Origin of the sequence: Thalassospira sp., from assembly GCF_048059015.1 — a bacterium.
Lineage (GTDB): Bacteria > Pseudomonadota > Alphaproteobacteria > Rhodospirillales > Thalassospiraceae > Thalassospira.
On record NZ_JBLLNT010000014.1, the window covers coordinates 19,956 to 46,317 of the forward strand.

Genomic DNA, 26,362 nt, shown 5'->3' on the forward strand with positions numbered 1-26,362 from the left:
GATCTAGCACCGACCAATAGGGACCGTTCTTTGTCAGCCCCCAGAGGCCGAATACCCAGCCCACAAGCGACAACAAAACGCGCGGAAAGCGAAAACGGCCCGCCACAACAGTGCAGCAGGCCGTCTTGGCTTTTGGATTTCGCAGGCTTTACATGCCCGGCATGATCACGCTGTCGATCACGTGGATCACGCCGTTATCGGTCTCGATATCAGCAGTCACGACTGATGCACCGTCAACCATCACGCCATTTGTGGCATTCACGTCAATGGTGTCACCCTGAACACTGGCAACCGTCATTTCCTTACCGGCTATGTCACCAGACATCACTTTGCCCGGCACAACATGATAGGTCAGGATTGACACCAGCTTGTCCTTATTTTCAGGTTTCAACAGGTCTTCAACCGTGCCCGCCGGCAGCTTGGCGAAGGCTTCGTCAGACGGTGCGAAAACGGTAAACGGACCGTCCCCCTTAAGGGTTTCGACCAGACCGGCGGCCTGAACAGCGGTGACAAGTGTGTTGAATGATCCAGCTGAAACAGCCGTATCGACAATATCGGCGGCCTTGGCAGAAATGCTACCAAAGGTCAGACCAGCACACGCGGCAACAGCAAGAAGGGATTTTTTGAATGCAGTCATATTTCAATCTCCTGAGAACGTGATCCCGGAATTTTTCATTCCGAATTTCGCTGTCAGAAGCGCTTACGGCGGCGATCCACCGGACGGTTCAATCATATAAATGTGATCCCGGCCCGGTCATCGCCCCGTCAATTTCGGGCGTATCAAACTAATTTTTCTTTCGCCGGACAATCGACAAAAAGCAGTGCGAAACGCATATATCCATTGATAGGATGGCAATTCAAAACAAAGCCTTAGGGAACTTCCACAAGACGGAGCGCAACTGATGAACGCCAACGCACGCATTTTGGTTTCTTGTGATGACCGTGTCGGTCTGATTTCCGACATCACCGGACGCCTGTTTGACATTGGCGCCAATCTGGGCGCGACATCGTTCAACATGACGGGCGCACGTGCCGTGTTTAAAACAAGTTGTGAGCTGCCCGAAAGCTGTTCTGTCGACGAATGTCGATCCGCGATCAGCGAACTGACCATGGACAATGCCGAAATCACGGTAGAGCCGATTGCTGCTGCCCCGGCCCTCACCACGGCACCGGGTGCCACGCATATGATCGAATGTTCGGGGATTGATCAGCCGGGTCTGATCGCGCGCCTGTCAGAGATTTTCATCGAATATAACGCCAATATCGTGCGTCTTGCGGCATCCGCCACCGATGAGAAAGATGCGCGGATTTATACCACGCGCTTTGCTGTTGCCATCCCGCCGGAACGCGCCGCAAATTGCCTAGCGACCCTTGCCAATACGGCGGGCTCCATGCGTCTTGTTTTCAAGTTCAACGAACTTTAAGGCCGGGAAATCTTATGGCGAATGCGGCACTGTCTGCATTCGCCATTCTTATGTCTGCCCTTAGGCCACCACGCGGTTTCGACCGGCCTGCTTGGCTTCGTAAAGCTTCTGATCAGCGCGTTTCAAAACACCCCACGGATCAGTCGTGTCGTCGTCACGTTCTGACACACCGACCGAAATCGTCACCGACACTGCCTTGTTCTTTTCGGGCGGGGTGATTTTGTTATCGGCAATCCGTTTGCGCAGGGCTTCTAACGGTTCTTGCGCCTTTTCGGCCGTGCGTCCGGCAAAGACCACGGTGAACTCTTCGCCGCCATAGCGGAACGCTTTGCCGCCACCGCCAACCCGGGCCAATTCACGCGCGACCTTTTTAAGGACGATATCGCCAACGTCATGGCCGTAGGTGTCGTTGAACTTTTTGAAGTGATCGACATCAAGCATGGCAATCGCATATTGGTTGCCAAGTTCGGCCATCGCGTGGCCAAGCGCACGCCGCCCCGGAAGCCCGGTCAGATCATCAACAAACGCCATCCGCCAGGCTTCTTGCGCCAATCCGGCCAGAACCACACCGGTTGCCGCCAGATAACCATATTGAATGATGCCCAACCCCATCACGGTCGCGACATTGATCGCAATGATCGCTGCGGCAAAACTGGTTTCAAGCGGCTTGTGGCGAACCAAAAGCAGAATCACGGCAAGCAGCGAAATGATCATGGCGGGATGGGGCACAACCGCCAGAATGCCCGTCGCGGCAAAGAAGCGGGTATCAAGCGCCTGATATAATGCCGATCCGACATCTGGCTGACCGGCCAGCATCAAGACGACAAATATCTGCAAACCCAAAATCAGCATCCGGGCGATGCCACGCGGGTTTAAAACCCCGCGTTCCGCCGTAAAGCCAAGGATGAGAAGATTAACCGGGATGAGATAAAGCGTCGCGATGCGCAGGAACGCCAAACCGTCTGGCGAAAAGCCACCGCCATTGCCGACCAGCAACCAATAGCAAATCAGCAAGAGCAGCATAACAAACACCGCGCGCCCGCGGTTAAACCACCAGCCAATCGCCCCGCCGAGCATCGCCAACAGGAACGGGCCATACCGCACAAGCCCGGAAAGTTCCGCTGGCACAAGGGTCGGTGACATCGCCAACACCAGACAGGCCCCCATTATCAGAACGGGCGCCAGACCGGCAGAAACAACGATGGAATAAGCGCGACGCATGGGTCGTTTGATACTACCTGCTGATGGGACTTCCGGGATCAGGGATACAGACCCCGTGCGAAATATCGGCGGTAATCTAACGGCAGTCCGGTTAAGGGGCTATTGCTTTATCGGCCTTATTCCGGATTTTTCTTATAAACACCCTGACTTCATCGCGTGTGCGTCGAAAGCACAATGGATTGATCTGTTTTTAAGCTTGCCAGCATTCGCATCTGCACCATAAATTGGTGGCAGGCTTACTGCGACGCACAATGATCGCAGACCACATAACTGTCACGGCGGCCACGGTACGATCCCGAAAACGGGACTCAATAACACGCCAGGGACTTCACGCGATCCTGATCGCAAGCAATCCCTATTGATATGACAGGTTCTGGAGAGACGTTATCATGAGCTTCACCACCCCGACCCCGGCACCGGCACGCCTGAACCGATCAGAACTCGCCGTTCCCGGCAGCCGGATTGAGCTGTTTGAAAAGGCTGCCAAATCCAAGGCAGATGCCATTTTCCTTGATCTGGAAGACGCCGTTGCGCCCAGCGACAAGGAACAGGCACGTAAAAACATTATCGAAGCCATCAACGATATTGACTGGGGCGACAAGGTCTTGTCTGTCCGTATCAACGGTCTTGATACCCATTACATGTATCGCGACGTTGTCGATGTGCTTGAACAGGCCGGTGATCGACTTGATCTGATCATGATCCCGAAGGTCGGAACCGCTTCTGATGTGTATGCCCTTGATATGATGGCGACCCAGATTGAGGCGGCCAAGTGCCGTAAAAAGCGCATCGGGTTCGAACTGATCATTGAAACCGCCCTTGGCATGCAAAACATCCACGAAGTTGCTGCCGCATCCCCGCGCAACGAAAGCCTGCATTTCGGTGTGGCTGATTACGCCGCCTCGACTAAGGCAATGACGACCGGCATTGGTGGCCCGAACCCGCATTATGGTGTTTTGACCGACAAGGATGGCGACAATCCGCGTGATTATCACTGGGGTGATATGTGGCATTACGCCATTGCCCGCATGGTGGTCGCGGCACGCGCCAACGGCCTGCGGCCAATTGATGGCCCATTTGGTGATTTCTCTGATCCCGATGGCTATCGCGCACAAGCGGCACGCGCCATGGTTTTGGGCTGCGAAGGCAAATGGGCAATCCATCCAAGCCAGATCGGCCTTGCCAATGACGTCTATTCACCGTCCGACGCCGAAGTCACCAAGGCAAAACGCATCCTTGAAGCCATGGCAAAGGCGCAGGCCGAAGGGGCCGGTGCTGTTGCCCTTGATGGCCGTCTGATTGATATTGCATCGATCAAACAGGCTGAAGTCATGGTCCGTCAGGCCGAAGCAATTGCCGCGCGCGACGCGGGCTAAGTACCCCTTAAAACAGATCACGTCAAAAAGGGCCGGAGATGAAACTCCGGCCCTTTTTGTTTTATCCATGATGCCCGTTAACTAGGATGCCAGGCGGCGTGATTGCCTGACCTGTCCATGCAGGATTTCTTCGGGATCACCTTCACGCACCAGATGCATATTGATGCCGTCCAATCCGCCCCCCAGTTCCGGTTTCAGGCGCTGTTTACCATCATAATGCCCACCATTCTGAGCGCGATAGGGGATCGGATCATCGATAAACAGACGCGAAAGCCGCGCCTTGAACGCAGCTTCGACCTCGCCCCACCGGTTCTCATCCATGCGATCGGTGCTATAGACGGGAAATGGCGGCATCACGTCCATGCCGGGATAGAAAAGCGCACCATGCTGGATCGGCCACAAGACATCATCGATACTGCCATTCACACCACGATCACTGTAATGCGGCAAATGTCCACCAATCGGCACAACCAGCATCCCACGGCGTCCGGCAAGCGTTCCCTCGCCATAGCGATCGCCCCAGTGTTTCTCGCTATGTTCGCCAACACCATAGGCAAAGCCATAGGCAAACACCCGATCAAACCAGCCTTTCAGGATCGCGGGCATTCCGAACCACCACAGTGGAAAACTGAACAACACCGCATCCGCCCATAAAAGCTTGTCCTGCTCGGCGGTGATATCACTGGTTTGGGTGCCACCGGCATAGGCCTTTTTGGATTCTGCGATGTAAATCAGCCGATCAGGATTTTGGGGCTCGGTAAAGTCCTTCGCGTCGGCAAGCGGCTTCCAGTTCATTGCGTACAGATCAGATACCTGTACCTGATGTCCGTCCGCACGCAGCTTCTCAACGGCGATATCCTTAAGCGCGCTGGTAAGCGATGCGGGTTCGGGATGAGCATGAACAATCAAGACATTCGACATTGGGCCGTCCTTTTCAAAGAAGATCACGTTCGATGCGTGATCATGGCCCGATCTTTTGCTATCTTTGAAATTCAATGATTTTTGATCTGGTATAAACTCAATGGATATCAGCAAGCTTGATCTGAACCTGCTGGTCACACTTGATACACTTCTGGCCGAACGAAATGTCACCCGCGCGGCACGGCGGCTTAACCTCAGCCAGCCTGCAATTTCAACGCGCCTGACGCGTTTGCGTGATCTGTTGGATGATCCCTTATTACTGCCTGCGCAACGCGGCATGATCCCGACCGAACGCGCGTTGGAGTTACAAGAACCTTTACATCGCGCGCTTGAGGCGGTGCGCAAGGTGGTCGCAGAAAGCAGTCCGCTTGATCCATCCACGGTCACGGCAACAGTTGCCATCGCCGCAAGTGATTATGTGCAATACGCGATCCTGATGCCGTTGCTTGAACTGCTTCGTCGCGAAGCACCGGGCATTCGCATTGCCTGGCGCACAATTGATGTGTCTGTGCTTGAAGCACAAATGATCCGCGGTGACGTCAGCCTTGCGCTGACAACGCCGGAAACAGCACCTGAAACGCTGCGCATGCGCAAAATATACCGCGAGGAATATATCGCGATTGCCCGAACGGGGCATCCGATGATCAAGGGCGCACTTGATATCGAAACTTTCTGCAAACTTGATCACGTCATGGTCTCGCCCGAGGGTGGCGGGTTCCATGGGCCTGCCGATGATGCGCTTATGGCCCATGGACAAACAAGAAACGTTGCTTTGTCTGCTCCGGGTTTTCTGGTGGTGCCCGAAATCATTGCACGCAGCGACATGATCGCCCTTGTCCCCAGTCGGGTGGCAAAGGGCCGCAAGGATCAGATCCAGATCTTTGATCCCCCCTTGCCTGTGACTGGCTTTGACATGGCACTGATCTGGCATGACCGTACGACCACGCATCCTTTGTATCGCTGGCTGCGCGATCAGATAATGTCGTTGATCGGCGATCAATCCGCCAACTGATCAGAACCAGCAAAGCAAAAGGCCGACCCGCATCTTGTGCGCGGATCGGCCCTTAAATGGTCAGGCATATTTGCCGTTGATCAATGATCAGTCGGAAATACCGTCAAAGGTGATCTTGCCAATCGCCTTACCGCTTTCAAGCAATGCATGTGCTTTCTGCAAGCTTTCCGGGGACAGCGGGCCAAAGCTTTCATTGGCGGTATTGGTGAGCGTTCCGGCATCGACCAGTTTGGCGACTTCTGCCAAAAGCTTGTGCTGTTCGATCATATCTGCGGTTTTAAACATCGAACGAGTGAACATGAACTCGTACGAGAAGCTGGCAGACTTGGCTTTCAGAAGGTCCACATTGTGGTTTTCCTTGGCTTCGGTAATCGTCACGATCCGGCCTTGCGGCGCGATCAGGATCGCCATCACATCGAAATACTGATCGGTTTCAGACGTGCAGAAGATGTAATCAACATTGGCGATCTCAAGGGCGGCCAATTCCTGATCCAGCGGATTGCGATGGTTGATCACTTGATCCGCACCAAGCTTTTTCACCCACGCAACAGTTTCCGGGCGCGATGCGGTCGTGATCACCTTAAGGCCCGCAAGCTTTGCCAACTGAATGGCGATTGATCCCACACCACCGGCACCACCAATAATCAGGATGGTTTTCGATGCATTGGTCTCAACCGCCGCGCGGTCGATCAGAAGACGGTCAAACATTGCTTCCCACGCCGTAATGGTCGTGAGCGGAAGTGCGGCAGCCGCTGCGAAATCAAGTGACTTGGGCTTTGGCGCAACGATACGTTCGTCCACCAGCTGAAGCTGCGCGTTTGATCCCGAACGGGTTACATCACCCGCATACCAGACTTCATCGCCCGGGCGGAACAGGGTGACATTTTCACCAACGGCCTCGACAATACCGGCCGCATCCCAGCCAAGCACCTTGAAGGCGCCGTCATCCTGTTTGCCCTTACGGACCTTGAAATCGACCGGGTTCACGGCAACGCCCTTTACCCGAACAAGGATGTCATGACCCTCGGCAATCGGGGCGTCGGTTTCGATCTGGGTGAAAAGACCGTCGGTTTCGACCGGGGCTGATTTGTAAACACCAATGGCTTTCATCTTGGGCATTCCCTTACATCAAAGGTTTGATTTGTGAATGGCCAAGTTTTAACGCATAATCATCCAAGTGATAAGTACGCACAATTTTTGCATATAGTGTCAGTTTGTATACTATTGTGAATTTCTGCGCCTTACAGGCGACACCGACAATGCCACCAGCAGCCGGAAGGAGATTTCAGATGGATATTTGCCCACCGAACAGAAGCCCCGGCTGCCCGGTCGAAGGTGCACTTGATGTGATCGGCGGCAAATGGAAAGGCGTTGTCATGTTCCATCTGCTCGATGGCACCAAACGCTTTAACGAGCTGCGCCGCATGATGCCCGGTGTGACCCAGCGCATGCTGACCCGCCAATTGCGCGAGCTTGAGGCGGACGGCCTTGTCCATCGCGAAGTCTACGCCGAAGTACCACCGCGTGTGGAATACAGCCTGACGCCTAAGGGTGAAACGCTGCGCGCGATTATCTTGGCGCTTAAGGATTGGGGTGAAACCCACGTTCCTTATTACGCCCTGTCAAAACAAGCCCGACCAAAAAGTGAATTGGCGTAATCAGGACGCCGTAAGATCACGCGCCATTTTCCAGAACGTGGTTCGATCATAGCCGTCATGGACACCTTCACCGGCGATTTCAAACCCGCGTGATGTAAAGAACGCGATATTATCTGTCAGCTCGACGCGGACATGAAGGCGCATGCTTTCCTTGCCGCGATCTTTGGCAAAGGCACAGGTGGCTTCAACCAGCGCCTTGCCAATCCCGCCGCCCTTGATCACCGGATCGACTGACAGTTTATAAAGATAGGCATCCTTGCCGATATCCTCGATCCAGATCTGACCAACAACATGTCCATCGCGATTGTATGCAAGGAACAAGGTATCGCGCGCAAAACGCCATTGTAGCTCGGATACCGAAACCGATTTGGCCGAGCTTGGCGGATCAACAATCCCGTCCTGAAAGGCAAATGCGGCCAACAGAATTTCAACAAGACGTTCAAACGGAACATCAACCGGGTTTTCTGCGCGGGAAATCTGGATACTGGACGTCATCGAATTCAATGTGCAAACTGTCACTACATAAAGTGTGAACTATACGCCATAATTCTTACGTAAACGGAAAATATGGATCGCTTATCGGTCAACCCTTGACGTAGCGGGTTGATCAACTATGTTCCGCCCCATTGTTTCCCAGTCGGATATGATGCCCTGATGCATAACTTCCTCGATTTTGAAAAACCGATCGCCGAACTTGAAGGCAAGATCGAAGAGCTCCGTCACCTGACGGGCAATGACGAAGTCAACATCGCTGACGAGGTCGCGCGCCTCCAGGAAAAACTGACCAAGTTGCTGCAAGGCACCTATGGCAAGCTGAGCCCCTGGCAGAAGACGCAGGTCGCCCGCCATCCGGATCGTCCGCACTTCACCGACTATATCGCCAACCTGTTTGACGATTTCACCCCGCTTGCCGGTGACCGCCAGTTTGGCGAAGACGCAGCCATCATCGGTGGTTTTGGTCGTCTGCAGGGTCGCACCGTCATGGTCATTGGCCATGAAAAAGGTCGCGATACCGAAACCCGCGTGAAGCACAATTTCGGTTCAGCCCGCCCGGAAGGTTACCGCAAGGCAATCCGCCTGATGCGTATGGCTGAACGTTTCAACATTCCTGTTGTGACCCTTGTTGATACGGCTGGCGCCTTCCCGGGTGCTGATGCAGAAGCACGTGGTCAGTCCGAAGCCATCGCACGTTCGATCGAAGCCTGCCTTGATATCAAGGTTCCTCTGGTATCGGTCATCATCGGCGAAGGCGGTTCGGGTGGAGCGATTGCACTTGCCGTTGCCAACAGCGTTCTGATGCTTGAAAACTCGATCTATTCGGTGATCTCACCGGAAGGTTGCGCATCGATCCTCTGGCGTTCGGGCGACGAAGCCAAAACCGCAGCCGAAGCGCTCCGCCTTACCGCGCAGGACCTGCTGGCACTTGGCGTGATTGACGAAATCGTGCCTGAACCGCTTGGCGGCGCACAGCGTGACGCAAAAGAAGCCTGCAAGCGTGTCGGCAATGCGATTATCAAACAGCTTGAAAGCATGGACGATGTCGAAGGTGGTGTGCTTAAAGCCCGCCGTCGCGACAAGTTCCTTGAAATGGGCCGCAAAGGTCTGAACTGATTTTCCATTCAGGGCGCAGCGTATTGACGACGATACCGCTGCGCCCTGTTGTTTTTATCCGGCGCAATGTGTCCGTCGGTGACATCCGGCAAGCCGATGCGCCCTTTTCCGACCCGGTCGGGAGGCATCATGGACTTTCTTCGCCGGCTTATTGAATCCAGCCGCTTTAAAAATTTCATCACCACTGTCATTGCCCTGAACGCAGTGATCCTTGGCTTTGAAACATCGGAAACGGTGATGGAAAAGGCCGGGACATTCCTGCATGTGCTTGATCAGATTGCCGTTGCGATTTTTGTCGTCGAGTTGCTGCTGAAACTGGTGGTCTACCGGCTGTCCTTCTTCAAAAGCGCCTGGAACATCTTTGATTTCACGATTGTCACCATCACGCTTCTGCCTGCCGGTCAGGGGATCTCGGTTCTGCGTGCGCTGCGAATCCTGCGTGCCTTCCGCCTGATTTCAGCTGTGCCATCCATGCGCAAGGTGGTCGAAGCCCTGATGCGGGCCATCCCCGGCATGATTTCGGTCCTCACACTTCTGTCTCTGGTTTTCTATGTCTCGGCCGTCATGGCGACCAAGCTGTTTGGCGAAGGTTTCCCGGACTGGTTTGGCAATATTGGCGCGTCACTTTATTCCCTGTTCCAGATCATGACGCTGGAAAGCTGGTCGATGGGAATTGTCCGTCCGGTGATGGAGTTCTACCCGCTGGCATGGATGTTCTTTGTTCCGTTTATCCTGATCACTACCTTTGCGGTGTTGAACCTGTTCATTGCCATTGTGGTTGATGCGATGTCGACCCATGTAGATGTTGAGGAGAAGCAAACCCGTGACGAGATCGAATTTGATCATCAGGAAATCATGCTGGAACTCCGCGCTTTGCGCCAAGAAATGAGCAAAATCGCTGCCGCCCAGACCAAGGATGATACACGGGTCGATTTAAACCAAAACTGAGCATCCCGCCCCTAACAGACGGCGGGTCAGAGATGGCATATGAGTAAAAATTCAAACATTACTCATAAAAGGGGGTGGTTAAACGCCCCGAACCTCGTCTAATCTTTCGACAAAATATCGGGAGAACGGGGAATGAAGCTTACGTTTGCGGGGACGGGCTCAGCCTTTTGCATGGCGGCCGACAATTTCCAGAGCAACATGGTTCTGGAAACCACCCCCTCAGATAGCGAGCAACCACATCGCATGTTGATTGACTGTGGTTCAGATGCGCGCCACTCGCTGCGCAATCTTGGCCATATGCCAAATGACTTTGATGGGGTCTATATCAGTCATCTGCATTCTGACCATATCGGTGGTCTGGAATGGCTTGCTCTTGCCAACTATTTTGTCTTTGACGGTCATCGCACTGAACTGTTCGCGGTCGAGGAACTTCTCGATCCGCTGTGGGAACATTCACTGCGTGGCGGGCTTGAAACCAGCGACCATGGCAACAGCCAGCTGTCATCCTATTTCGACGTGGTCCCCTTGAGCGCAAAGAAGGGCTTTGACTGGTACGGCACGCATTTTGATGTGGTCCCGGTTCCCCATATCGTGACCAATGAAACCACGATGTATTCCTATGCGCTGTTTGGTCATGGAAAAGATAAATCTTTTTTCCTGACAACAGATGCGATTTTCAATCCACAAGACCATATGCCCTTGTATCGCAAGGCAGATATCATTTTTCAGGATTGTGAATTGGGCCCGCGCCATTCCGGCGTACATGCTCATTACGACCAACTGGTGACCCTGCCCGACGATGTGAAGGCAAAGATGTGGCTGTACCACTATCAGGCATATGACAAGCCCGATGCAAAGGCAGATGGTTTTTGCGGATTTATCGAACCGGGACAAAGTTTCGATCTTGGCTGATCACCCGTCCGGCGCGTAATCTGCACATACCCAAATAAAAACGAGCGAGCGGGACCAAAAGGTTCCGGACCAACAAGACGGGACGTGCGAATGCCCAAATCGGTTTTTGCCTATATCTGGCGGCATAGCCGCCTGCAGCAAATCATCCTTCTGGTGGTGACGCTGGCCTCATTTCCGTTCTTGTATTACTCGCTTGATTTGCCGAAGCAGATCGTCAACGAAGCCATCGGTGGTGCTGGTGCGCCCTATGACATTCTTGGCGTCTCGCTTGATCAGGTGGAATATCTGTTTGCCCTGTCGGGCATTTTTCTTGCCCTGGTTTTCATCAATGGCGGCTTCAAATATTTCATCAACGTCTATCGCGGTGTGATGGCCGAACGGCTGTTGCGTCGTTTGCGCTACATCCTGTTTGACCGGGTTCTGCGCTTCCCGTTGCCGCATTTCCGCAAAACGAGTCAGGGTGAAATCGTTTCCATGATCACCGCCGAAGCCGAACCGCTTGGCGGTTTCTTTGGCGAGGCAATTTCACTGCCGCTTTATCAGGGCGGTATCCTGATTACGATTTCGGCCTTTATCTTTATTCAGGACCCATTGATGGGGCTGGCCGCCATCGCGTTTTATCCGCTTCAGGGCTATATGATCCCGAAGCTGCAAAAACGGGTAAACCTTCTGGGCAAGCAGCGCGTTCAAAACGTGCGCCGGATGTCTGAACATATTGGCGAGACCGTTGGTGGTGCGACCGATATCCGCGCGAACGAAACCCACGGCTTTGAGCTGACCCACTTCACCCAGCGTCTGGGCCGGATTTTTGAAATCCGCAAGGAAATCTATTACCGCAAGTTCTTCATCAAGTTCCTGAACAACTTCATCGCCCAGATCACGCCGTTCTTCTTCTATTCCATCGGCGGCTATTTGGTGATCACGGGTGATCTAAGCTTTGGTGCACTTGTCGCAGCCCTTGCCGCTTATAAGGACATGTCAGCACCCTGGAAGGAACTTCTGGCCTATTACCAGCGCCTTGCGGACGCCCGGATCAAGTATGAACAGCTCCACGAGCAGTTCGAACTCCCCGACCTTAGCCCGGAACATCAGATTGGCGCTGCTGCCTCCCCTGCCCTTGGCGGACCACTTGACGTCGCAGCCCTGTCATGGACCGATGATGACGGCACACGGGTCGTTGAAAACGTATCCTTTAACATGCCCCTTCCCGGCAATGCGCTTTTGACCGGTGCATCCGATAGCGGGAAGTCACAGCTTGCCCGACTGCTTGCCCGTATTCTTGATCCGACGGGTGGTCGCATTCAGTTCAATGATCTGGATGCAACGCAATTGCCTGCGGCAGTTGTCGGTCAACGCTTGGCCTATGTCGGGGCGGATGCCTATCTGTTTAACGGCACCATTGCCGATAACCTGTTCTATGGCCTGAAACACCGCCCGGTCATCATCAATCAGGATGGCAAAAAAGCTGGCCCGACTGGTGATAACGACAATAGCGTTTCTGACACAGCCAAGGACAGCACAGCACTAACCAAAATCGGCAATGACGCGGCCTATCCCGATCCGAAATTCGTTGATGTCGTTGAACTGTCTGACCCGGCAGAGCTCCCCTGGAAGCTCACCCGCGAGATGTATGACGAAATAAAAATGTCGGGCAACATCCCGTACGATCCATCAGCCGAATGGATTGACTATGTCGGGCCGGGCTTCGCATCGCGTGAGGAGCTGCAAGAAGAACTGATGCGCCTGCTTGAAGTCGTTGGCCTTGATCGCGACATTTATCGCATCGGTCTGCAACGCCGCATCAGCGCCGAAGAACGCCCGGAACTTGTGGAATTGGTCCTGGCCGTTCGCCCGCGTCTTAAGGAGATTCTTGCTGAACGTCAGTTGTCAGACCTTGTCGAACCCTATGACATTGAACGCTACAACGACAACGCACCGGTTGGTGTGAACCTTCTGTTTGGTACGCCGTCCCGTACCGAAGAATTCAAACGGTTCGATTTCCTGTCTCATCCCTATATGCAGAATAGTCTGCGTGACGTCGGGCTTTACGAAAAGATGGTGCTGATGGGGCGTGAAACGCTGGATCTGATGATCGAGCTGTTTACGGGCCTGCCGCCCGGACATGAATTCTTTGACCGTTATAGCTTCGTCTCGGCCGATGAAATCCCCGAGGTCAAAAACATCCTCAAACGCACCGATGGTGTCGATGTTGACGACATGCGCAAGGAAGATCAGTTGCATCTTCTTGATGTCGCCATGCAATTGACCCCGGCCCGTCACCGCCTGCGTGTGATTGATGATAGTTTCCGTAAACTGGTTCTGCAGGCGCGCCCGAAAGTCCGCGAAGGCCTGCCCGAAGAACTGGCTGTCTATATCGACTTCTTCGAAGCTGATGATTACGCCCCGGCCGCCCCGATCCTTGATAACTTGCTGTTTGGTCGCTTTGCCTATGGCCGTGCAAATTCCGAAGAACGCGTGGGCGAAGTCCTGTTTGAAATCGCCCATGAAGGTGGTCTGTATGAAGGCCTTGTTGCCCTTGGCCTTGAAAGTCAGGTTGGTGTAGGCGGCAGTCGCATGTCGCAAACCCTACGTCAGAAGATTGCCTTGGTCCGTGCCTTGATCAAGAACCCGGACCTTCTGGTGGTTGATGAAGGCCTGTCTGCCCTTGATCGCGAAACGCGTGAAAGTGTCATCAACTTCCTGACTGGACAAAATGACAATACCAGTGTCGTCTGGGTCGATGGTGATGAACAGGATGTCGAGAAGTTCGATACCTTCTTGCATATGTCAAACGGCAAGCTCGTCAAACGCCGCAGTGCCAATGATGACAATGGAACCGACGGCGATGAAACCGATGAAGCCGCCGCTGCGATTGCCGATGGTGACATTGATCAGGAAGTAAGACTTCTGCGCACCATACCGCTTTTCGCCGGCCTTGATCCGAGTGTCGTCAAGCTGCTGGCCTTCACCAGTCCGCGCCTGACCTTCAAACATGGCGAAGTTCTGGTGAAGCAGGGTGATCCGGGCGATGCCGCCTTTATCGTCATTTCCGGCCGTGGTGAAATCTGGCTGACCACAGAAGAACAACAGACCCTGAAACTTCGTGATGTCCAGCCCAAGGAAATCATCGGCGAAATCGCCCTTCTGGTCGACGCCCCGCGCTCTGCAACCATTCGTGCTGTCGAAGACATGACCGTCCTGAAACTCGATAAAAACGAGTTCCTCGGCCTCGTCCGACAGGACCAAGCGGTCGCCGTCCAACTGATCCGCGTCCTTGCCGACCGATTGGATCAAACCACTAAGCAGCTGAGTAGCCGCAACAACGACTAACCCAGATGGAGCAGCCCTAAAAAGCTGCTCCGTTTGCTTTTGGGCTGTTTCCTGCGCTAAACCTGCAGCCAGTATCAAATCAAAGACCCGCACCTTATGAACAAAATCGCCTCCATCCTGCTTGCCGGTTTGCTTGCCATTGTCATGCTGGGCGGGTTCATTGCGCTTTTGGGTGGTAGCATTGTTGGTGCACTTTTGTTTTTGGTTGGCGTTCCCGTTGCCTTTCCCATGACAACCAGTGTCGTTGTTCTGTTTTTTGCCGCCATCATCATCCGGACCGTGTTGGAGAAACGCCGTCAGAAACGTGAAATGCAGAAATATCTGAACGGCGCAGACGGCTGATTTCCTTGCCCCTGAGGCCACACGCAGAAAAAACCATCTCATTTCACCCCTGTTCGCCAAAAAAACCGCATCAAATGGCATGGAGTTCGGAAACCTCCTCTGAGCGACTGCTGGTAGCTTCCTTGTAGTTCAACAAACAGGCTGACCAAGCGTGTCAGCTGGTTTTCAAGGAGGTCCCCATGACGGCACAATCAAAAGAACAGCGTTGCGTGTCGTTGAGCCAGCTTTCCGATCTGCGGTTGCTGCGCGAACACGCCTATATCGATGGCCGCTGGTGTTCTGCCGATAATCTGCAGATCATTGAAGTCACTAACCCGTTTGATGGCAGCTTCATCGGAACGGTGCCGAATATGGGTGTGTTTGAAACGCGCAAGGCAATCATTGCAGCCAAGCGCGCCTTTCCGGCATGGGCTGCATTGCTGCCGCAACAGCGCGCCCATGTTCTGCGCCGGTGGCATGATCTTCTGATCGAAAACAAAGAAGACCTGGCCCTTCTGATGACGCTTGAACAAGGCAAGCCGATCACCGAAGCCCGTGGCGAGATTGATTACGCAGCAAGCTTTGTCGAGTTCTATGCCGAAGAAGCCAAACGGGTGAATGTCGAAAACATCACATCCCACCTGCCCAACCGCAACATGTCGGTCAAACGCGAACCGGTTGGCGTGACTGCGGCCGTAACGCCCTGGAACTTCCCATGCGCGATGATCACGCGTAAGGCTGCGGCGGCATTGGCTGCGGGCTGCACCATGATTGTCCGCCCGGCGACCGAAACGCCGTTTTCGGCAACCGCGTTGGCCGAACTGGCAGAACGTGCAGGCATTCCGGCAGGCGTATTTAACATCGTCACCGGCGATCCGAACCCGGTGGTCGGTGAGCTTTGCGGCAATACCGATGTCCGTGCGCTTTCCTTCACCGGCTCAACCGAGGTTGGTCGCCTTCTGTTGTCGCAGGGTGCCCAAACCGTCAAAAAGATGTCGATGGAACTGGGTGGTCATGCGCCATTCATCGTCTTTGATGATGTCGATCTCGATGAGGCCGTGGCGCACGCCGTCAATGCCAAGTTCGCCACCAGCGGACAGGACTGCCTCGCCGCCAACCGCATCTTTGTTCAGCGCGGCATTTATGACGACTTCCTGGATAAATATGCCAAGGCAATCGCCAAGTTGCGCGTTGGCAATGGCATTGACGAGGATGTTGAAATTGGTCCGCTGATGCATGACCGCGCCGTTGCCAAATGCGACGAGCATGTCAGTGACGCGCGCGCCAAAGGTGCGAGGGTTTTGACCGGCGGCAAGAAAATGGGCGGGCTGTTTTATGCCCCGACACTGCTTGCAGACATCACCGCAGACATGCAAATCTATCGCGAGGAAACATTTGGTCCGGTCGCCCCGGTCATGGCGTTTGAGACCGAAGATGACGTCATCAGCCAGGCCAATGACAGCGAATATGGCCTTGCGGCCTATTTGTTCACCAAGGACCATGATCGTGCCGCACGCGTCTCGAACGCGCTTGAATATGGCATGGTCGCCTTGAACTGCGTGAAGATCACCGGCGCACCGATCCCGTTTGGCGGTGTCAAGCAATCCGGCCTTGGCCGCGAAGGATCGCGTCACGGTCTCGAAGAATTCACCGAGCTTAAATATGTCTGCGCAGCCTATGCCAGCTAAGGCGCGCAATCGCCACCACCGCATTCACATGGGAGAAGCAAAATGAATGTCATCAAAAACACCACTGCCGACCTGCAGGAAATGGATCGGGCGCATTTCATGCATCCATCCACCCACATGCGTCAGCACGCCGATGGTGAAACGCCAAACCGCATCATCAATGGCGGCAAGGGCATCTATATCCACGACACCGAAGGCAAGGAAAGCCTCGATGCATTTGCCGGTCTGTATTGTGTGAATGTCGGCTATGGCCGTACTGAAATAGCTGATGCGATTTATGCCCAGGCAAAGGAACTGGCCTATTACCACACCTATGTCGGGCACGGGAACGAGCCGATCATTCGTCTGTCAGATCGTATCGTCAAAAGCGCACCCGAAGGCATGAAGCGCGTCTATTATGGCATGTCCGGATCGGACGCGAACGAAACTAACATCAAGCTGATCTGGTACTACAACAACATCCGCGGCCTGCCGCAGAAAAAGAAAATCATCTCGCGTTGGCGTGGTTATCACGGCTCGGGCATCATGACCGGCAGCCTGACCGGCTTGGCCGCCTTCCACAACGCATTTGATCTGCCGCGCGCACCTGTTTTGCACACCACCTGCCCGCACCATTACTGGAATGCCGAGGCCGGCGAAACCGAGGCCGAATTTGCCAAGCGCTGTGCAGACGATCTGGAAAAAATGATCCTGCGCGAAGGCCCGGAAACCGTTGCAGCCTTTATTGGCGAGCCGGTCATGGGCACGGGCGGCATCATCACCCCGCCAGAAGGTTATTGGGAAGCCATCCAGGCCGTTCTGAACAAATATGATGTTCTTCTGGTTGCCGATGAAGTCGTCACCTCCTTTGGCAGTACCGGATCCTATTTCGGATCCCAGCATTACGGCATCAAACCCGACCTGATCACGATCGCCAAGGGTGTCTCATCGGGTTACCTGCCACTGTCAGGTGTGATCATTGGTGAGCGCGTCTGGAAAGTTCTGGAACAGGGTTCTGATCAGATGGGTCCGATCGGCCATGGCTGGACCTATTCTGCTCATCCGGTTTGCGCGGCGGCGGCCAATGCCAACCTTGATATCGTTGATGGTGAAAACCTGACGGGTAATGCCGCAGACACGGGTGGATATTTCCAGCACCGCATGCATGAAACGTTCGATAACCACCCCCTCGTTGGTGAAGCGCGCGGCGTTGGTCTGATGGCGGCACTCGAATTTGTTGCCGACAAAACCAAGAAGGAACGTTTCGATCCGAATGCGAAAATCGGTCCGCGCGTATCAGCCGCCTGCCTCGAACGTGGCATGATTGCGCGCGCCATGCCGCACGGCGACATCCTTGGCTTTGCACCGCCGCTTTGCATCACCAAAGCCGAAGTCGACAAGGTTGTCGATATCGCCAAACAGGCGGTTGATGCCATTGCCGACGAGGTTGCAGCGGGCAAATAAGCCAGCATCTGAAATCCCCGCCGCGTCTTTTACCTTCTTCCCGACGCGGTGCACCAACAGGGGCCGGGCCCATGACCGGCCCCTGTTTCTTTGCATGGTTGGTGATGCTTAACACGTCGTCTGATAGGCCGTTCCAACCTTGGTCGAACTGACCAAACAGTTTCCCTGAACGCTGCCATTGCGACGGATTTCCACCGTCAACTCATCGCCATTTGATGAATCCGACCAGAATGACAGAACGGTCAGGGTAAAGCCGCCAACACCCTTCACGCCATTCTTGATCATCGCATTAGCAGAGTTGGTCAGCGCGTCCCGCACTGTCACCGCATTTGCATCGCCAGATTTTTCATTCCATTCAGCCGGGCTCAGCTCCACCCCGTTGGGCGAATAGACCTGTGCGCTGGCCGGGTTCAATGCCGCGCCCAGAAGGACAGCGGCCATCATCAGAACGGGAAATAGAAAATCCCGCGCCGCATGGAAAAGATTTAAGATATTCACAGCCAATTCCTTTCATGTGCAGTTGTACCTGTCCCATGACAAAGAACGCGCTTTGCCAAGATAGAGACAGGCACCTGAAGACGAAAAGAAGCCCTGTGATGTGAGGATAATCTTGGGACGCAGATCAGTGATCCTGCACACCAAGTGTTGCGACAGCATTGCGCACACGCGCAGCCATATCATCGCCGCTCAAAACACCTTCGCCCAGACAGAAATAGGAAAGCTGTCGGCTGCCGGTCAGCATATTAAGAAAGAACTCGGCAACTTGGCGGGCCGGAACCGTTTGCAAATGATCGGGCAATTCCAGCTGGCTGATCAGTTTGGCCGCCGCCTCATAAGTGCGCTTTGGGCCAGCATCCCAAAAGATTTCACCAAGTTCGGGATGGGTAGAGGCACGCGCAACCACGTAACGGTGCAAATCCATGACATTGGTTGTGAGCACCCCATTGGCAAACGCATCACCAATGGCAATCATGGTATTGCGAGATTGCGCTGGGTCGGCAACGATATCCTCAAGTGGATCGCGTGCCCGTTCGCACAGCCACGCCACCATGGCGCGCTCCAACCCGACCTTGTCACCAAAGTATCGATAGATGGTCGCTTTAGACGTGCCCGAGCGTTGCGCAATACGATCGACTGCCGTGCTGTCATCGCGCATATCAAGAAGTTCCTCGGCAGCTGCCGCAAGAATGCGATTGAAACGTTCCTGTTGCTTCGGAGTTGTCGGGACGCGCAAGATTTCCGGCCTTCTTTAATTCCAAACCATGTCCCCCCACATGGAGAAACTTGGCAATGGATGCCCCGATCCGGGACAAAAAACACGAAACCGGACGGTTTCGATTTCCAATTGATCCTTTTTAGGACCTCGTTCGGGTTTACCACAAGAATTCATTTGCCAAAAATGAAACTAAACGGTACCGTTTCATAATTAGAGAGCAAAACCAACAAATTTTGGGGACAAACATGAACAATCTGCCACGCATTTGCTGGACATCATCCGCCGTGATCGGTCTGGCCGGGATGTTATGGGGTCTGCAAATGGCGATCACCGGGGATCACAGCCACCTTGCCGCCCATGCGCATTTGAACCTTTTGGGTTGGGTCAGCCTTGCGCTTTATGGGACCTATTATCATCTGGCCGGAATTACCCGCCTGACACTGGCCCGCCTGCAGATGCTGTTTGCCATTCCCGGATCGGTCATCATGGGGATTGGCATTGCCGTTGCCCATCAAACCGGGGCCGAGGAAATGGCAAAGATCGGATCGCTTCTGGTGATTATTTCCGGTGCGCTTTTTGTCGCCATCACCTTTACGCGTCCACTTCGCATCAATAATGGTGGCTGACACACTTGCTGTCGCCCGCACGACAAAACCCCCGCAAGGACGCCTTGCGGGGGTTTGCATTCTGGTCGGTCGATAAAGGGGAACCCCTTACATCGTGGTACCGAACTCCTGACGAAGCGATTTCAGCACTTCTTCGGTGTCACCGCCAACTTCGTCAACAAGGCTTGCGCCAATGCCTTTGGATGCTTCCTTGAAGGCCATGCGCTGCTCATCGCTCAGACGGATCACTTCGATATCCGGCTTTGCTTCCTTGATGCGATCAAGGGCTGCGTCATTGGCCTCTTTCTGAGCTTCATAGATGAACTCATCAAGTTCAGCCTTCACGTCTGCCAGCATTGCTTTGCGCTCATCAGACAGACCGGCATAGAAGTCAGCGTTGGAAACTACGGTGGTGGTGTATTGCTGCTGACCGGCATAGATCAGATAATCGGTCACTTCATAGAATTTCGCACTTTCGATGAAGAAGATCGGGTTGACCTGTGCATCAATCACGCTGGTCTGAAGACCGGAATAAACTTCGCCCCACGGCAATGCCACCGGATCGGAACCAAAGGATTTATAGGTTTCGATCAGGATCGGCGAGGTCATCACGCGGAACTTCACACCATCAAAGTCATCAGGCTGTTTGACTTCTTTTTTGGTGGTCCAGACCATCTCGCCTTCCGGGTACATGGTATAAAGCTTAAGTCCCTTGGACTCGAAATCCTTTGACAGACCGTCATAAATGGTCGGGCTCGACGACAGAACTTTCTTGTTCACGTCGTTGTCCTGCGACAGCAAATACGGAACGCCAAAGACCTGAATTTCCGGAACAAACGTGCCCAGATGGCCCGGGGACGCGTTGGAGAACTGAACAGCACCGGCTGCGGTCAGCTCGGTAATGTCGTTCTCGGTGCCCAGCTGGCCATAGGTGTAGATGGTAACCGTAACGTCACCGTCGGTCTTTTCCTCGACCAGGCGTTTGAATTCCTGTGCATACAGGTCCTGAACATCGCCCGGGCTTTCTTCATGGGCGAATTTCCATTCTTCGGCGTGTGCGGCGGTTCCGGCTACTGCGAACAGAGCTGCAGCAGACAGGGTCGCCTTGAGGAGTTTGTTCAAACTCATATCGAAGTCTCCCTTGTTATTACGCGCAGCGTCCGGGTTTGGGACCCGGAATCGGTGGCGCTTGATTGGCACATCAATGTCATGAACGCGCAAAGTGTTGAAATGTTCCTGTATCAGGTCAATGATCGTTTTGTTTCATGACAAAATAACAATCACATCTACACATTAACCCTCAGGTCATGTTAGGGTCGCCAAAACATCAGGGGTGGAAAACGTATCATGTGGTTGCCCGAGATCGACCTCAGCGGCGAAACAGGTCCGAAATACAAAACACTTGTCGAAGCGATTATCACCGACATCGAGTTCGGGCGACTGCGCCACGATGTGCGCATGCCAACGCATCGCGAACTGGCCTATCGCCTGCAAGTCAGCGTTCAGACAGTCAGTGCGGCCTATAAGGAAGTCGAACGTCAGGGATATCTTCGATCCGAACGCAGACGCGGCACGTTCGTGCAGGCCCGCCTGACGGACCGGGCATCAACCTACATCCTTGATAACCGGCAACCAGACCTGATTGATCTGTCGATTGTCCGCCCGGCTTTTACCGATTTTCACAATGATTTGTCGCGTCAGATTCACACCAAACTGGCCGAAGATCCCCATCACAGCTGGATGGAAAGCTGTCGCCCGGTGGCGGGTTTTGAATATCACCGCGAGATCGGCAAGACCTGGCTGGCCGGTATGGGGGTTGATGTTGAAGTCCCCAACCTTCTGATCACCAATGGCGCGGCACAGGGCGTATTTACCGCCCTTTCGACCATCATTCAGCCTGATGACGTGGTTCTGACCGAAAGCCTGACCGATCATGGCGTTATCGGTAGTGCCAGCATTTTACGGTTTAAACTTGGCGCCCTGCCAACTGATGACGAAGGTATCCTGCCCGAGGCATTTGAGCGCGAATGCAAACACCGGCAGGTCCGCGCCCTTGTGGTTACCCCGATTTTCACCAATCCGACCAACTGCCTGATGGGGCTGGAGCGGCGCAAACGCATTGCCGAAATCGCCGAACATTACGGCGTCTACGTGATCGAGGATGACGTTTACCGCCCGCTTCTTGAACAAAGCCTGCCACCGATCACAAGCTTCCTGCCCAAGCTTGGCTTCCATGTTTCGAGCCTGACCAAGATCGTCATGCCGGGCCTTCGCACCGGCTTTTTGACGGTCCCGCAGCACTTGTCGATTCGCGCCAGCAGCGTTTTGCGCGTGACCGGCTGGATGGGGACTCCATTGATGGCAGAGATCGGCGCACGCTGGATTGTTGATGGAACCGTTGATCAGGCCGTGACAGTCCAACGCGCCCTGATGCGTGAAAGACAGGCCCTTGTCGGTGAAGTTCTGGGCGATGCGGTTGTCCGTCATCACCCGACATCGCTGTCGGCCTGGGTCCGCATTCCGGAACATTGGCAGGAAGAATGGTTTGCCTCTGAACTGCGTAAAAACGGCGTCGCGGTTACGATTTCCGACCCGTTCATGACCGTAAAGGTTCCCCGCCCCAATGCGGTTCGACTGTGTCTGGGCGGCGCACCCGACACACCAAGCACCCTTCAGGCCCTGATCCAGATCCGCCATACAATGGATCAAATGCCCGGCGTGCATGCCTTCGACGTTATGTATTGATTTTTGTGTCATGACAAAAATCTGATTGAACCGTCACAAAGCGTTTTTATTCTGACAGGACCGGCGCGAAGCGAACGACAAACCGTGTGGGAGGGAACCATTCACCACACACATCGTTTTGCAACAATGTCTCGCACGCGCACCAAGGAGGTCGTATGTCAGGTTCAAACGGGGAGACCCCCGCCCCCAGTGGTGGGGTGTTGGGTATTCTGAAGCGCCTTGATGATGGCTTGTCCGTGATCGAGCGGCAGCTGTTGGGGTGGAGCATTGTGATCATGGCGGTCAATACGGTCGCCAACGTGATCATGCGTCTGGTCTTTAGTTCGAGCATCTTCTTCTCAGAAGAGCTCAACCAGTTTCTGATTATTCTTGTGACTTTTGTCGGCATCAGCGAGGCCGCCCGCATGGGGCGCCACATTCGCATGTCCGCCTTTACCGATATGCTTGGCCCCAAGGCCAGCAAAATCATGATGATCATTATTACCACCGGCACGGCCTGCCTTCTGTTTCTTCTGGCATGGTATTCGGTCGGTTATGTGTCTTCGCTGATTGCGTCCAATCGCCTGACGCCAGCATTACGCATCCCCTATTACTTCACCGTCCTCTGGGTGCCGTTCGGTCTGACCGTAACGGGTATTCAGTTCCTGTTCGCTGCTGCGACGAACATCTTCAAACCCGGCACGCATTTGTCCTACCGGGTCGAAGACACGTTCGAAGCCGAAGATCATCACCTGTAGGAGGACGGAAACATGGATTTGGGAACCACAATCCTTCTGGTGATGCTGGTACTTCTTGTACTTGGCTTCCCGATGATGGTCCCGCTGGCAACTGCCAGTGTGGTCGCATTCGCGTTCTATATGCCAATCCCTGAACGCATTCTGATCCAGCAAATGGTGACGGGCATTTCCCCGGTCGCCCTGATTGCTGTACCGATGTTTATCTTTGCTGCTGATATCGTGACAAAGGGGCATACGGCCAACCGGCTGATTGACCTTGCCATGACCTTTGTTGGTCATGTGCGCGGCGGTCTTGCGGTAACAACCGCCCTTGGTTGCACCATGTTTGGCGCGGTATCGGGCTCCACACAGGCAACCGTGGTTGCCATGGGCGGTCCACTGCGTCCCAAGATGCTCAAAGCCGGGTATGAAGACAAATTCGCCATGGCATTGATCATTAATGCCAGTGACATCGCGTTTCTGATCCCACCATCGATTGGCATGATTGTCTTTGGCGTGGTTGGCAAGGTCTCGATTGGCGAACTGTTCCTGGCCGGTATTGGCCCGGGCATTCTGATCCTGATCATGTTCTCGCTCTACTGCATGTATTACGCCAAAAAGAACAACATCCCGACCATCCCGCGGATGTCTTGGGCGGAACGTGGCAAGGCCGTGATCAATGCCGGTCCGGCGATCATGTTCCCGGTTCTGATTGTCGGCGGGATTTATCTTGGCTGGGTCAGCCCGACCGAGGTCGCAGCCGTTGCCGTTGTCTATGCCATCATTCTTGAAGTCCTGATCTTCAAGTCGGTCAAATGGTCGGAGCTGTTGTCGATTGCGCGCTCTACCGGCCTGATCACGGCTGTTGTGTTTATTCTGGTTGGCGCGGGCACGACATTCTCGTTTGTCATCTCCTTTGCCCAGATCCCGCAACATGTGATTGGTGCGCTGGGTCTTGAAGGTGCGAACCCCTACATCATTTTGGCCGCGATCTGCATCGCCTTCTTTATCGGCTGCATGTTTGTCGACCCGATTGTCGTGATCCTGGTTCTGACCCCGATCTTCATGCCGCTTGTGCGCGATGCCGGTCTTGATCCGGTTCTGGTTGGGACGCTGGTAACACTTCAGGTCGCGATTGGATCGGCCACGCCACCCTTTGGCTGTGACATTTTCACAGCGATAGCAATTTTCCGAAGACCCTATGCCGAGGTCATTCGCGGTACGCCACCCTTCATCATCATGTTGCTGCTTGCAGCGGTGATCCTGATCTTCGTCCCGCAGATTGCCCTCTTCCTGCCGGAGCTTGCCTTCCACTAGGAGGCCAGCCCTGCAGCACCGGGTTCGCCCGGAACACACTCGATAAAACTGAAACCGGGGACGGTCACCCACATAGCTTGTGACCGTCCCAATTCTTGGAGTTCAGGATGATGTCCGTATCCCCAACGGTCACGCCAGAGCCGGTAGACCTGCCGTATTCTCCTGATCCTGTCGGACCGGCAGGACGGATCGGCTTGATCACACTGGCGACTGACTTCAATAGCGAGGATGACCTGCGCGGCATCCTGCCCGAAGACGTACGTCTGTTTACCACCCGTATTGAAAACGCCAATCCGGTAACGGTCGAAAACCTCCGTGCCATGGCGGGCGACTTGCCGCGCGCGGCCAAAACGCTGCTGCCGGGTTATGGCGTTGATGTTGCCATTTATGGCTGCACTTCGGGCACGGCTGTTGTCGGCTCCGACAAGATTGCTGAGTTGATCAATCAAGGAATGCCTGGTGTAGCTGTCACAAATCCGCTTCTGGCAGGCGAAATGGCGCTGCGTGCGGTTGGCGCGCAAAAAATCGCCATCGTCACCCCCTATCTTGCCGATGTGACCCAATCGGTCGCCGAAGGATTTGTTGCACAGGGTTTTGCGACAACACGTGTGATGGGTTTTGGTCTGGATAACGATTTTGACATGACCGCCCTTCCGCCCGAGGCCATCCTTGAGGCCGCCCTGAATGCCAACAGTGATGATGCCGACGCGGTGTTTATTTCCTGCACCGCCATCCGGTCGGCTGAAATCGCAGCCGAGGCCGAGAAGAAACTGGGCAAGCCCGTGATCACCAGCAATCAGGCCCTGATCTGGCATGCCCTAAATCTGTTGAACTATGAAAAGTCGGTCAAAGGGTTCGGAACCCTGTTTGACCATGCCCCACAACCCAAAGATTAAGTCGAGGTCGCCATGAAAGACCCCATCACATTTGCTGATGTTCTTTCTGCCCGTAAAACCATCGCGGGTCATGTGATCCACACGCCACTGCGCCCGTCCACCGCCCTGACCGATCGCGTGGGCAGCCCGGTTTGGCTAAAATGTGAACAACAACAATATACCGGAAGCTTCAAACTGCGCGGGGCGGCCAATGCTGTTTTGCGTCTAAGTGATGCGCAAAAGGCCAAAGGTGTCGTCGGTGTTTCGACCGGCAACTATGGTCGGGCATTGGCCTATGCCGCGCGCAATGCCGGGGTCAAATCGATCATTTGCATGTCCGAACTGGTCCCGCAAAACAAGGTCGATGGCATCAGAGCCCAAGGGGCCGAAGTCCGCATCATCGGCCAATCCCAAGATGAAGCTCAACAGGAAGTCGATCGTCTGGTCAAAAGCGACGGCATGACCATGCTGCCGCCATTCGATCACGCAGACATCATTGCCGGTCAGGGCACCCTTGGCCTTGAAGTCATCGAAGCCCTGCCAGATGTCGATACACTTCTGGTGCCATTATCAGGCGGCGGACTTTTGGCTGGTGTTGCCTTGGTTGCCAAATCGATCAATCCGATGATCCGGGTGGTTGGTATTTCCATGGAACGTGGTTGTGCAATGATCACAAGCCTTCAGGAAGGCAAACCGACAGCGGTCAAGGAATTGCCGACCCTTGCCGATAGTCTCGGCGGTGGAATTGGGGAAAACAACCAATACACCTTTGATATGTGTGGCGATTTGACCGATGATTTCGTTCTGGTCAATGAAGCCCAGATCGCTGATGGCATCCGGGCGGCCTATCTTGATGATCAGCAGGTCGTTGAGGGATCAGGTGCTGTTGGCATCGCAGCCCTTCGCGCAGGCCTTGTCGATAATCCCGGTCGGACAGTGGTTCTGACCACGGGATGCAATATCGATATGGATTTGCATAAACGCATTGTCGGCGGTGAAGACGTCGACCTGATGGCGGAGTAA

General features: G+C 54.3%; 25 protein-coding genes. 17 read left to right on the forward strand and 8 right to left on the reverse strand.

Annotated elements, in window-relative coordinates; all coding sequences use genetic code 11:
* Positions 1-148: 148 nt before the first annotated feature.
* Complete coding sequence (locus ACMZ66_RS17825) at positions 149-637, reverse strand: fasciclin domain-containing protein (protein WP_416939225.1); 489 nt, start codon at positions 635-637, stop codon at positions 149-151.
* A 265-nt stretch (positions 638-902) separates the two neighbouring features.
* Between ACMZ66_RS17825 and ACMZ66_RS17830 the strand changes: the two genes are divergently transcribed.
* On the forward strand, positions 903-1,424 hold the full coding sequence (locus ACMZ66_RS17830; protein WP_416939226.1) for a glycine cleavage system protein R: 522 nt from the start codon (positions 903-905) through the stop codon (positions 1,422-1,424).
* Positions 1,425-1,484: 60 nt separating this feature from the next.
* Here ACMZ66_RS17830 and ACMZ66_RS17835 read toward each other — a convergent pair whose 3' ends face one another.
* On the reverse strand, positions 1,485-2,645 hold the full coding sequence (locus tag ACMZ66_RS17835) for a diguanylate cyclase (RefSeq protein WP_416939228.1): 1,161 nt from the start codon (positions 2,643-2,645) through the stop codon (positions 1,485-1,487).
* A 389-nt stretch (positions 2,646-3,034) separates the two neighbouring features.
* On the opposite strand from ACMZ66_RS17835, the gene ACMZ66_RS17840 reads away from it, so the two are divergent.
* Positions 3,035-4,021: an HpcH/HpaI aldolase/citrate lyase family protein gene (locus ACMZ66_RS17840; protein WP_416939230.1), complete on the forward strand. Its 987-nt coding sequence runs from the start codon at positions 3,035-3,037 to the stop codon at positions 4,019-4,021.
* 81 nt (positions 4,022-4,102) lie between these two features.
* Here the strand turns inward: ACMZ66_RS17840 and ACMZ66_RS17845 are convergent, their stop codons facing one another.
* A complete protein-coding gene (locus tag ACMZ66_RS17845) occupies positions 4,103-4,942 on the reverse strand; it encodes an NAD(P)H-dependent oxidoreductase (protein WP_416939232.1) in 840 nt (279 codons plus the stop codon).
* Positions 4,943-5,042: 100 nt separating this feature from the next.
* Between ACMZ66_RS17845 and ACMZ66_RS17850 the strand changes: the two genes are divergently transcribed.
* The gene (locus tag ACMZ66_RS17850) at positions 5,043-5,954 is read left to right on the forward strand and encodes a LysR family transcriptional regulator (protein WP_416939234.1); all 912 of its coding nucleotides are present in this window, start codon (positions 5,043-5,045) and stop codon (positions 5,952-5,954) included.
* An 87-nt stretch (positions 5,955-6,041) separates the two neighbouring features.
* Here the strand turns inward: ACMZ66_RS17850 and ACMZ66_RS17855 are convergent, their stop codons facing one another.
* Entirely contained in the window at positions 6,042-7,064 is a 1,023-nt protein-coding gene (locus ACMZ66_RS17855) for a zinc-binding alcohol dehydrogenase family protein (RefSeq protein WP_416939235.1), read from the reverse strand.
* A 179-nt stretch (positions 7,065-7,243) separates the two neighbouring features.
* On the opposite strand from ACMZ66_RS17855, the gene ACMZ66_RS17860 reads away from it, so the two are divergent.
* Positions 7,244-7,612: a winged helix-turn-helix transcriptional regulator gene (locus ACMZ66_RS17860; protein WP_416939237.1), complete on the forward strand. Its 369-nt coding sequence runs from the start codon at positions 7,244-7,246 to the stop codon at positions 7,610-7,612.
* Here the strand turns inward: ACMZ66_RS17860 and ACMZ66_RS17865 are convergent, their stop codons facing one another.
* On the reverse strand, positions 7,613-8,107 hold the full coding sequence (locus tag ACMZ66_RS17865) for a GNAT family N-acetyltransferase (protein WP_416939239.1): 495 nt from the start codon (positions 8,105-8,107) through the stop codon (positions 7,613-7,615). It abuts the gene before it with no gap.
* A 159-nt stretch (positions 8,108-8,266) separates the two neighbouring features.
* Between ACMZ66_RS17865 and ACMZ66_RS17870 the strand changes: the two genes are divergently transcribed.
* From ACMZ66_RS17870 to ACMZ66_RS17900, 7 genes are all read left to right on the forward strand, one after another.
* Positions 8,267-9,223: an acetyl-CoA carboxylase carboxyltransferase subunit alpha gene (locus tag ACMZ66_RS17870; protein WP_416939241.1), complete on the forward strand. Its 957-nt coding sequence runs from the start codon at positions 8,267-8,269 to the stop codon at positions 9,221-9,223.
* 129 nt (positions 9,224-9,352) lie between these two features.
* Positions 9,353-10,171 (forward strand): ion transporter, encoded by an 819-nt coding sequence (locus tag ACMZ66_RS17875; protein ID WP_416939242.1) that lies wholly within the window; start codon positions 9,353-9,355, stop codon positions 10,169-10,171.
* Between the two features lie 132 nt (positions 10,172-10,303).
* Positions 10,304-11,083, forward strand: a complete 780-nt coding sequence (locus ACMZ66_RS17880) for an MBL fold metallo-hydrolase (protein WP_416939244.1) — start codon at positions 10,304-10,306, stop codon at positions 11,081-11,083.
* A 90-nt stretch (positions 11,084-11,173) separates the two neighbouring features.
* Positions 11,174-14,413, forward strand: coding sequence for an ABC transporter transmembrane domain-containing protein (locus tag ACMZ66_RS17885; RefSeq protein ID WP_416939246.1), 3,240 nt, complete (start codon positions 11,174-11,176; stop codon positions 14,411-14,413).
* 96 nt (positions 14,414-14,509) lie between these two features.
* On the forward strand, positions 14,510-14,755 hold the full coding sequence (locus ACMZ66_RS17890) for a hypothetical protein (RefSeq protein WP_416939248.1): 246 nt from the start codon (positions 14,510-14,512) through the stop codon (positions 14,753-14,755).
* Between the two features lie 179 nt (positions 14,756-14,934).
* On the forward strand, positions 14,935-16,422 hold the full coding sequence (locus ACMZ66_RS17895) for an NAD-dependent succinate-semialdehyde dehydrogenase (RefSeq protein WP_416939250.1): 1,488 nt from the start codon (positions 14,935-14,937) through the stop codon (positions 16,420-16,422).
* A 42-nt stretch (positions 16,423-16,464) separates the two neighbouring features.
* Positions 16,465-17,865: an aspartate aminotransferase family protein gene (locus tag ACMZ66_RS17900; RefSeq protein WP_416939252.1), complete on the forward strand. Its 1,401-nt coding sequence runs from the start codon at positions 16,465-16,467 to the stop codon at positions 17,863-17,865.
* A 108-nt stretch (positions 17,866-17,973) separates the two neighbouring features.
* On the opposite strand, the gene ACMZ66_RS17905 is transcribed toward ACMZ66_RS17900, so the two are convergent.
* Both ACMZ66_RS17905 and ACMZ66_RS17910 read right to left on the reverse strand, forming a co-directional pair.
* Positions 17,974-18,363, reverse strand: coding sequence for a hypothetical protein (locus ACMZ66_RS17905; RefSeq protein ID WP_416939253.1), 390 nt, complete (start codon positions 18,361-18,363; stop codon positions 17,974-17,976).
* Positions 18,364-18,487: 124 nt separating this feature from the next.
* Positions 18,488-19,099 (reverse strand): TetR/AcrR family transcriptional regulator, encoded by a 612-nt coding sequence (locus ACMZ66_RS17910; RefSeq protein WP_416939255.1) that lies wholly within the window; start codon positions 19,097-19,099, stop codon positions 18,488-18,490.
* Positions 19,100-19,326: 227 nt separating this feature from the next.
* Here ACMZ66_RS17910 and ACMZ66_RS17915 point away from each other — a divergent pair, with 227 nt between their 5' ends.
* On the forward strand, positions 19,327-19,707 hold the full coding sequence (locus ACMZ66_RS17915; protein WP_416939257.1) for a hypothetical protein: 381 nt from the start codon (positions 19,327-19,329) through the stop codon (positions 19,705-19,707).
* Positions 19,708-19,794: 87 nt separating this feature from the next.
* On the opposite strand, the gene dctP is transcribed toward ACMZ66_RS17915, so the two are convergent.
* Positions 19,795-20,814 (reverse strand): TRAP transporter substrate-binding protein DctP, encoded by a 1,020-nt coding sequence (dctP, locus tag ACMZ66_RS17920; protein ID WP_416939258.1) that lies wholly within the window; start codon positions 20,812-20,814, stop codon positions 19,795-19,797.
* 219 nt (positions 20,815-21,033) lie between these two features.
* Here dctP and ACMZ66_RS17925 point away from each other — a divergent pair, with 219 nt between their 5' ends.
* The 5 genes from ACMZ66_RS17925 to eutB all read left to right on the forward strand — a co-directional run bounded on the left by ACMZ66_RS17925 (position 21,034) and on the right by eutB (position 26,362).
* Positions 21,034-22,431, forward strand: coding sequence for a PLP-dependent aminotransferase family protein (locus ACMZ66_RS17925; protein ID WP_416939259.1), 1,398 nt, complete (start codon positions 21,034-21,036; stop codon positions 22,429-22,431).
* A 155-nt stretch (positions 22,432-22,586) separates the two neighbouring features.
* Positions 22,587-23,168, forward strand: coding sequence for a TRAP transporter small permease (locus tag ACMZ66_RS17930; RefSeq protein WP_416939261.1), 582 nt, complete (start codon positions 22,587-22,589; stop codon positions 23,166-23,168).
* 12 nt (positions 23,169-23,180) lie between these two features.
* On the forward strand, positions 23,181-24,464 hold the full coding sequence (locus ACMZ66_RS17935; protein ID WP_416939262.1) for a TRAP transporter large permease: 1,284 nt from the start codon (positions 23,181-23,183) through the stop codon (positions 24,462-24,464).
* A 107-nt stretch (positions 24,465-24,571) separates the two neighbouring features.
* A complete protein-coding gene (locus ACMZ66_RS17940; RefSeq protein ID WP_416939264.1) occupies positions 24,572-25,360 on the forward strand; it encodes an Asp/Glu racemase in 789 nt (262 codons plus the stop codon).
* A 12-nt stretch (positions 25,361-25,372) separates the two neighbouring features.
* The gene (gene eutB, locus ACMZ66_RS17945) at positions 25,373-26,362 is read left to right on the forward strand and encodes a hydroxyectoine utilization dehydratase EutB (protein ID WP_416939266.1); all 990 of its coding nucleotides are present in this window, start codon (positions 25,373-25,375) and stop codon (positions 26,360-26,362) included.

What these genes read in the sequence shown, in the direction of transcription:
- ACMZ66_RS17825 (WP_416939225.1), bottom strand. Translation starts at nt 637, where the DNA reads ATGACTGCATTCAAAAAATCCCTTCTTGCTGTTGCCGCGTGTGCTGGT.
- ACMZ66_RS17830 (WP_416939226.1), top strand. Translation starts at nt 903, where the DNA reads ATGAACGCCAACGCACGCATTTTGGTTTCTTGTGATGACCGTGTCGGT.
- ACMZ66_RS17835 (WP_416939228.1), bottom strand. Translation starts at nt 2,645, where the DNA reads ATGCGTCGCGCTTATTCCATCGTTGTTTCTGCCGGTCTGGCGCCCGTT.
- ACMZ66_RS17840 (WP_416939230.1), top strand. Translation starts at nt 3,035, where the DNA reads ATGAGCTTCACCACCCCGACCCCGGCACCGGCACGCCTGAACCGATCA.
- ACMZ66_RS17845 (WP_416939232.1), bottom strand. Translation starts at nt 4,942, where the DNA reads ATGTCGAATGTCTTGATTGTTCATGCTCATCCCGAACCCGCATCGCTT.
- ACMZ66_RS17850 (WP_416939234.1), top strand. Translation starts at nt 5,043, where the DNA reads ATGGATATCAGCAAGCTTGATCTGAACCTGCTGGTCACACTTGATACA.
- ACMZ66_RS17855 (WP_416939235.1), bottom strand. Translation starts at nt 7,064, where the DNA reads ATGAAAGCCATTGGTGTTTACAAATCAGCCCCGGTCGAAACCGACGGT.
- ACMZ66_RS17860 (WP_416939237.1), top strand. Translation starts at nt 7,244, where the DNA reads ATGGATATTTGCCCACCGAACAGAAGCCCCGGCTGCCCGGTCGAAGGT.
- ACMZ66_RS17865 (WP_416939239.1), bottom strand. Translation starts at nt 8,107, where the DNA reads ATGACGTCCAGTATCCAGATTTCCCGCGCAGAAAACCCGGTTGATGTT.
- ACMZ66_RS17870 (WP_416939241.1), top strand. Translation starts at nt 8,267, where the DNA reads ATGCATAACTTCCTCGATTTTGAAAAACCGATCGCCGAACTTGAAGGC.
- ACMZ66_RS17875 (WP_416939242.1), top strand. Translation starts at nt 9,353, where the DNA reads ATGGACTTTCTTCGCCGGCTTATTGAATCCAGCCGCTTTAAAAATTTC.
- ACMZ66_RS17880 (WP_416939244.1), top strand. Translation starts at nt 10,304, where the DNA reads ATGAAGCTTACGTTTGCGGGGACGGGCTCAGCCTTTTGCATGGCGGCC.
- ACMZ66_RS17885 (WP_416939246.1), top strand. Translation starts at nt 11,174, where the DNA reads ATGCCCAAATCGGTTTTTGCCTATATCTGGCGGCATAGCCGCCTGCAG.
- ACMZ66_RS17890 (WP_416939248.1), top strand. Translation starts at nt 14,510, where the DNA reads ATGAACAAAATCGCCTCCATCCTGCTTGCCGGTTTGCTTGCCATTGTC.
- ACMZ66_RS17895 (WP_416939250.1), top strand. Translation starts at nt 14,935, where the DNA reads ATGACGGCACAATCAAAAGAACAGCGTTGCGTGTCGTTGAGCCAGCTT.
- ACMZ66_RS17900 (WP_416939252.1), top strand. Translation starts at nt 16,465, where the DNA reads ATGAATGTCATCAAAAACACCACTGCCGACCTGCAGGAAATGGATCGG.
- ACMZ66_RS17915 (WP_416939257.1), top strand. Translation starts at nt 19,327, where the DNA reads ATGAACAATCTGCCACGCATTTGCTGGACATCATCCGCCGTGATCGGT.
- dctP (WP_416939258.1), bottom strand. Translation starts at nt 20,814, where the DNA reads ATGAGTTTGAACAAACTCCTCAAGGCGACCCTGTCTGCTGCAGCTCTG.
- ACMZ66_RS17925 (WP_416939259.1), top strand. Translation starts at nt 21,034, where the DNA reads ATGTGGTTGCCCGAGATCGACCTCAGCGGCGAAACAGGTCCGAAATAC.
- ACMZ66_RS17930 (WP_416939261.1), top strand. Translation starts at nt 22,587, where the DNA reads ATGTCAGGTTCAAACGGGGAGACCCCCGCCCCCAGTGGTGGGGTGTTG.
- ACMZ66_RS17935 (WP_416939262.1), top strand. Translation starts at nt 23,181, where the DNA reads ATGGATTTGGGAACCACAATCCTTCTGGTGATGCTGGTACTTCTTGTA.
- ACMZ66_RS17940 (WP_416939264.1), top strand. Translation starts at nt 24,572, where the DNA reads ATGATGTCCGTATCCCCAACGGTCACGCCAGAGCCGGTAGACCTGCCG.
- eutB (WP_416939266.1), top strand. Translation starts at nt 25,373, where the DNA reads ATGAAAGACCCCATCACATTTGCTGATGTTCTTTCTGCCCGTAAAACC.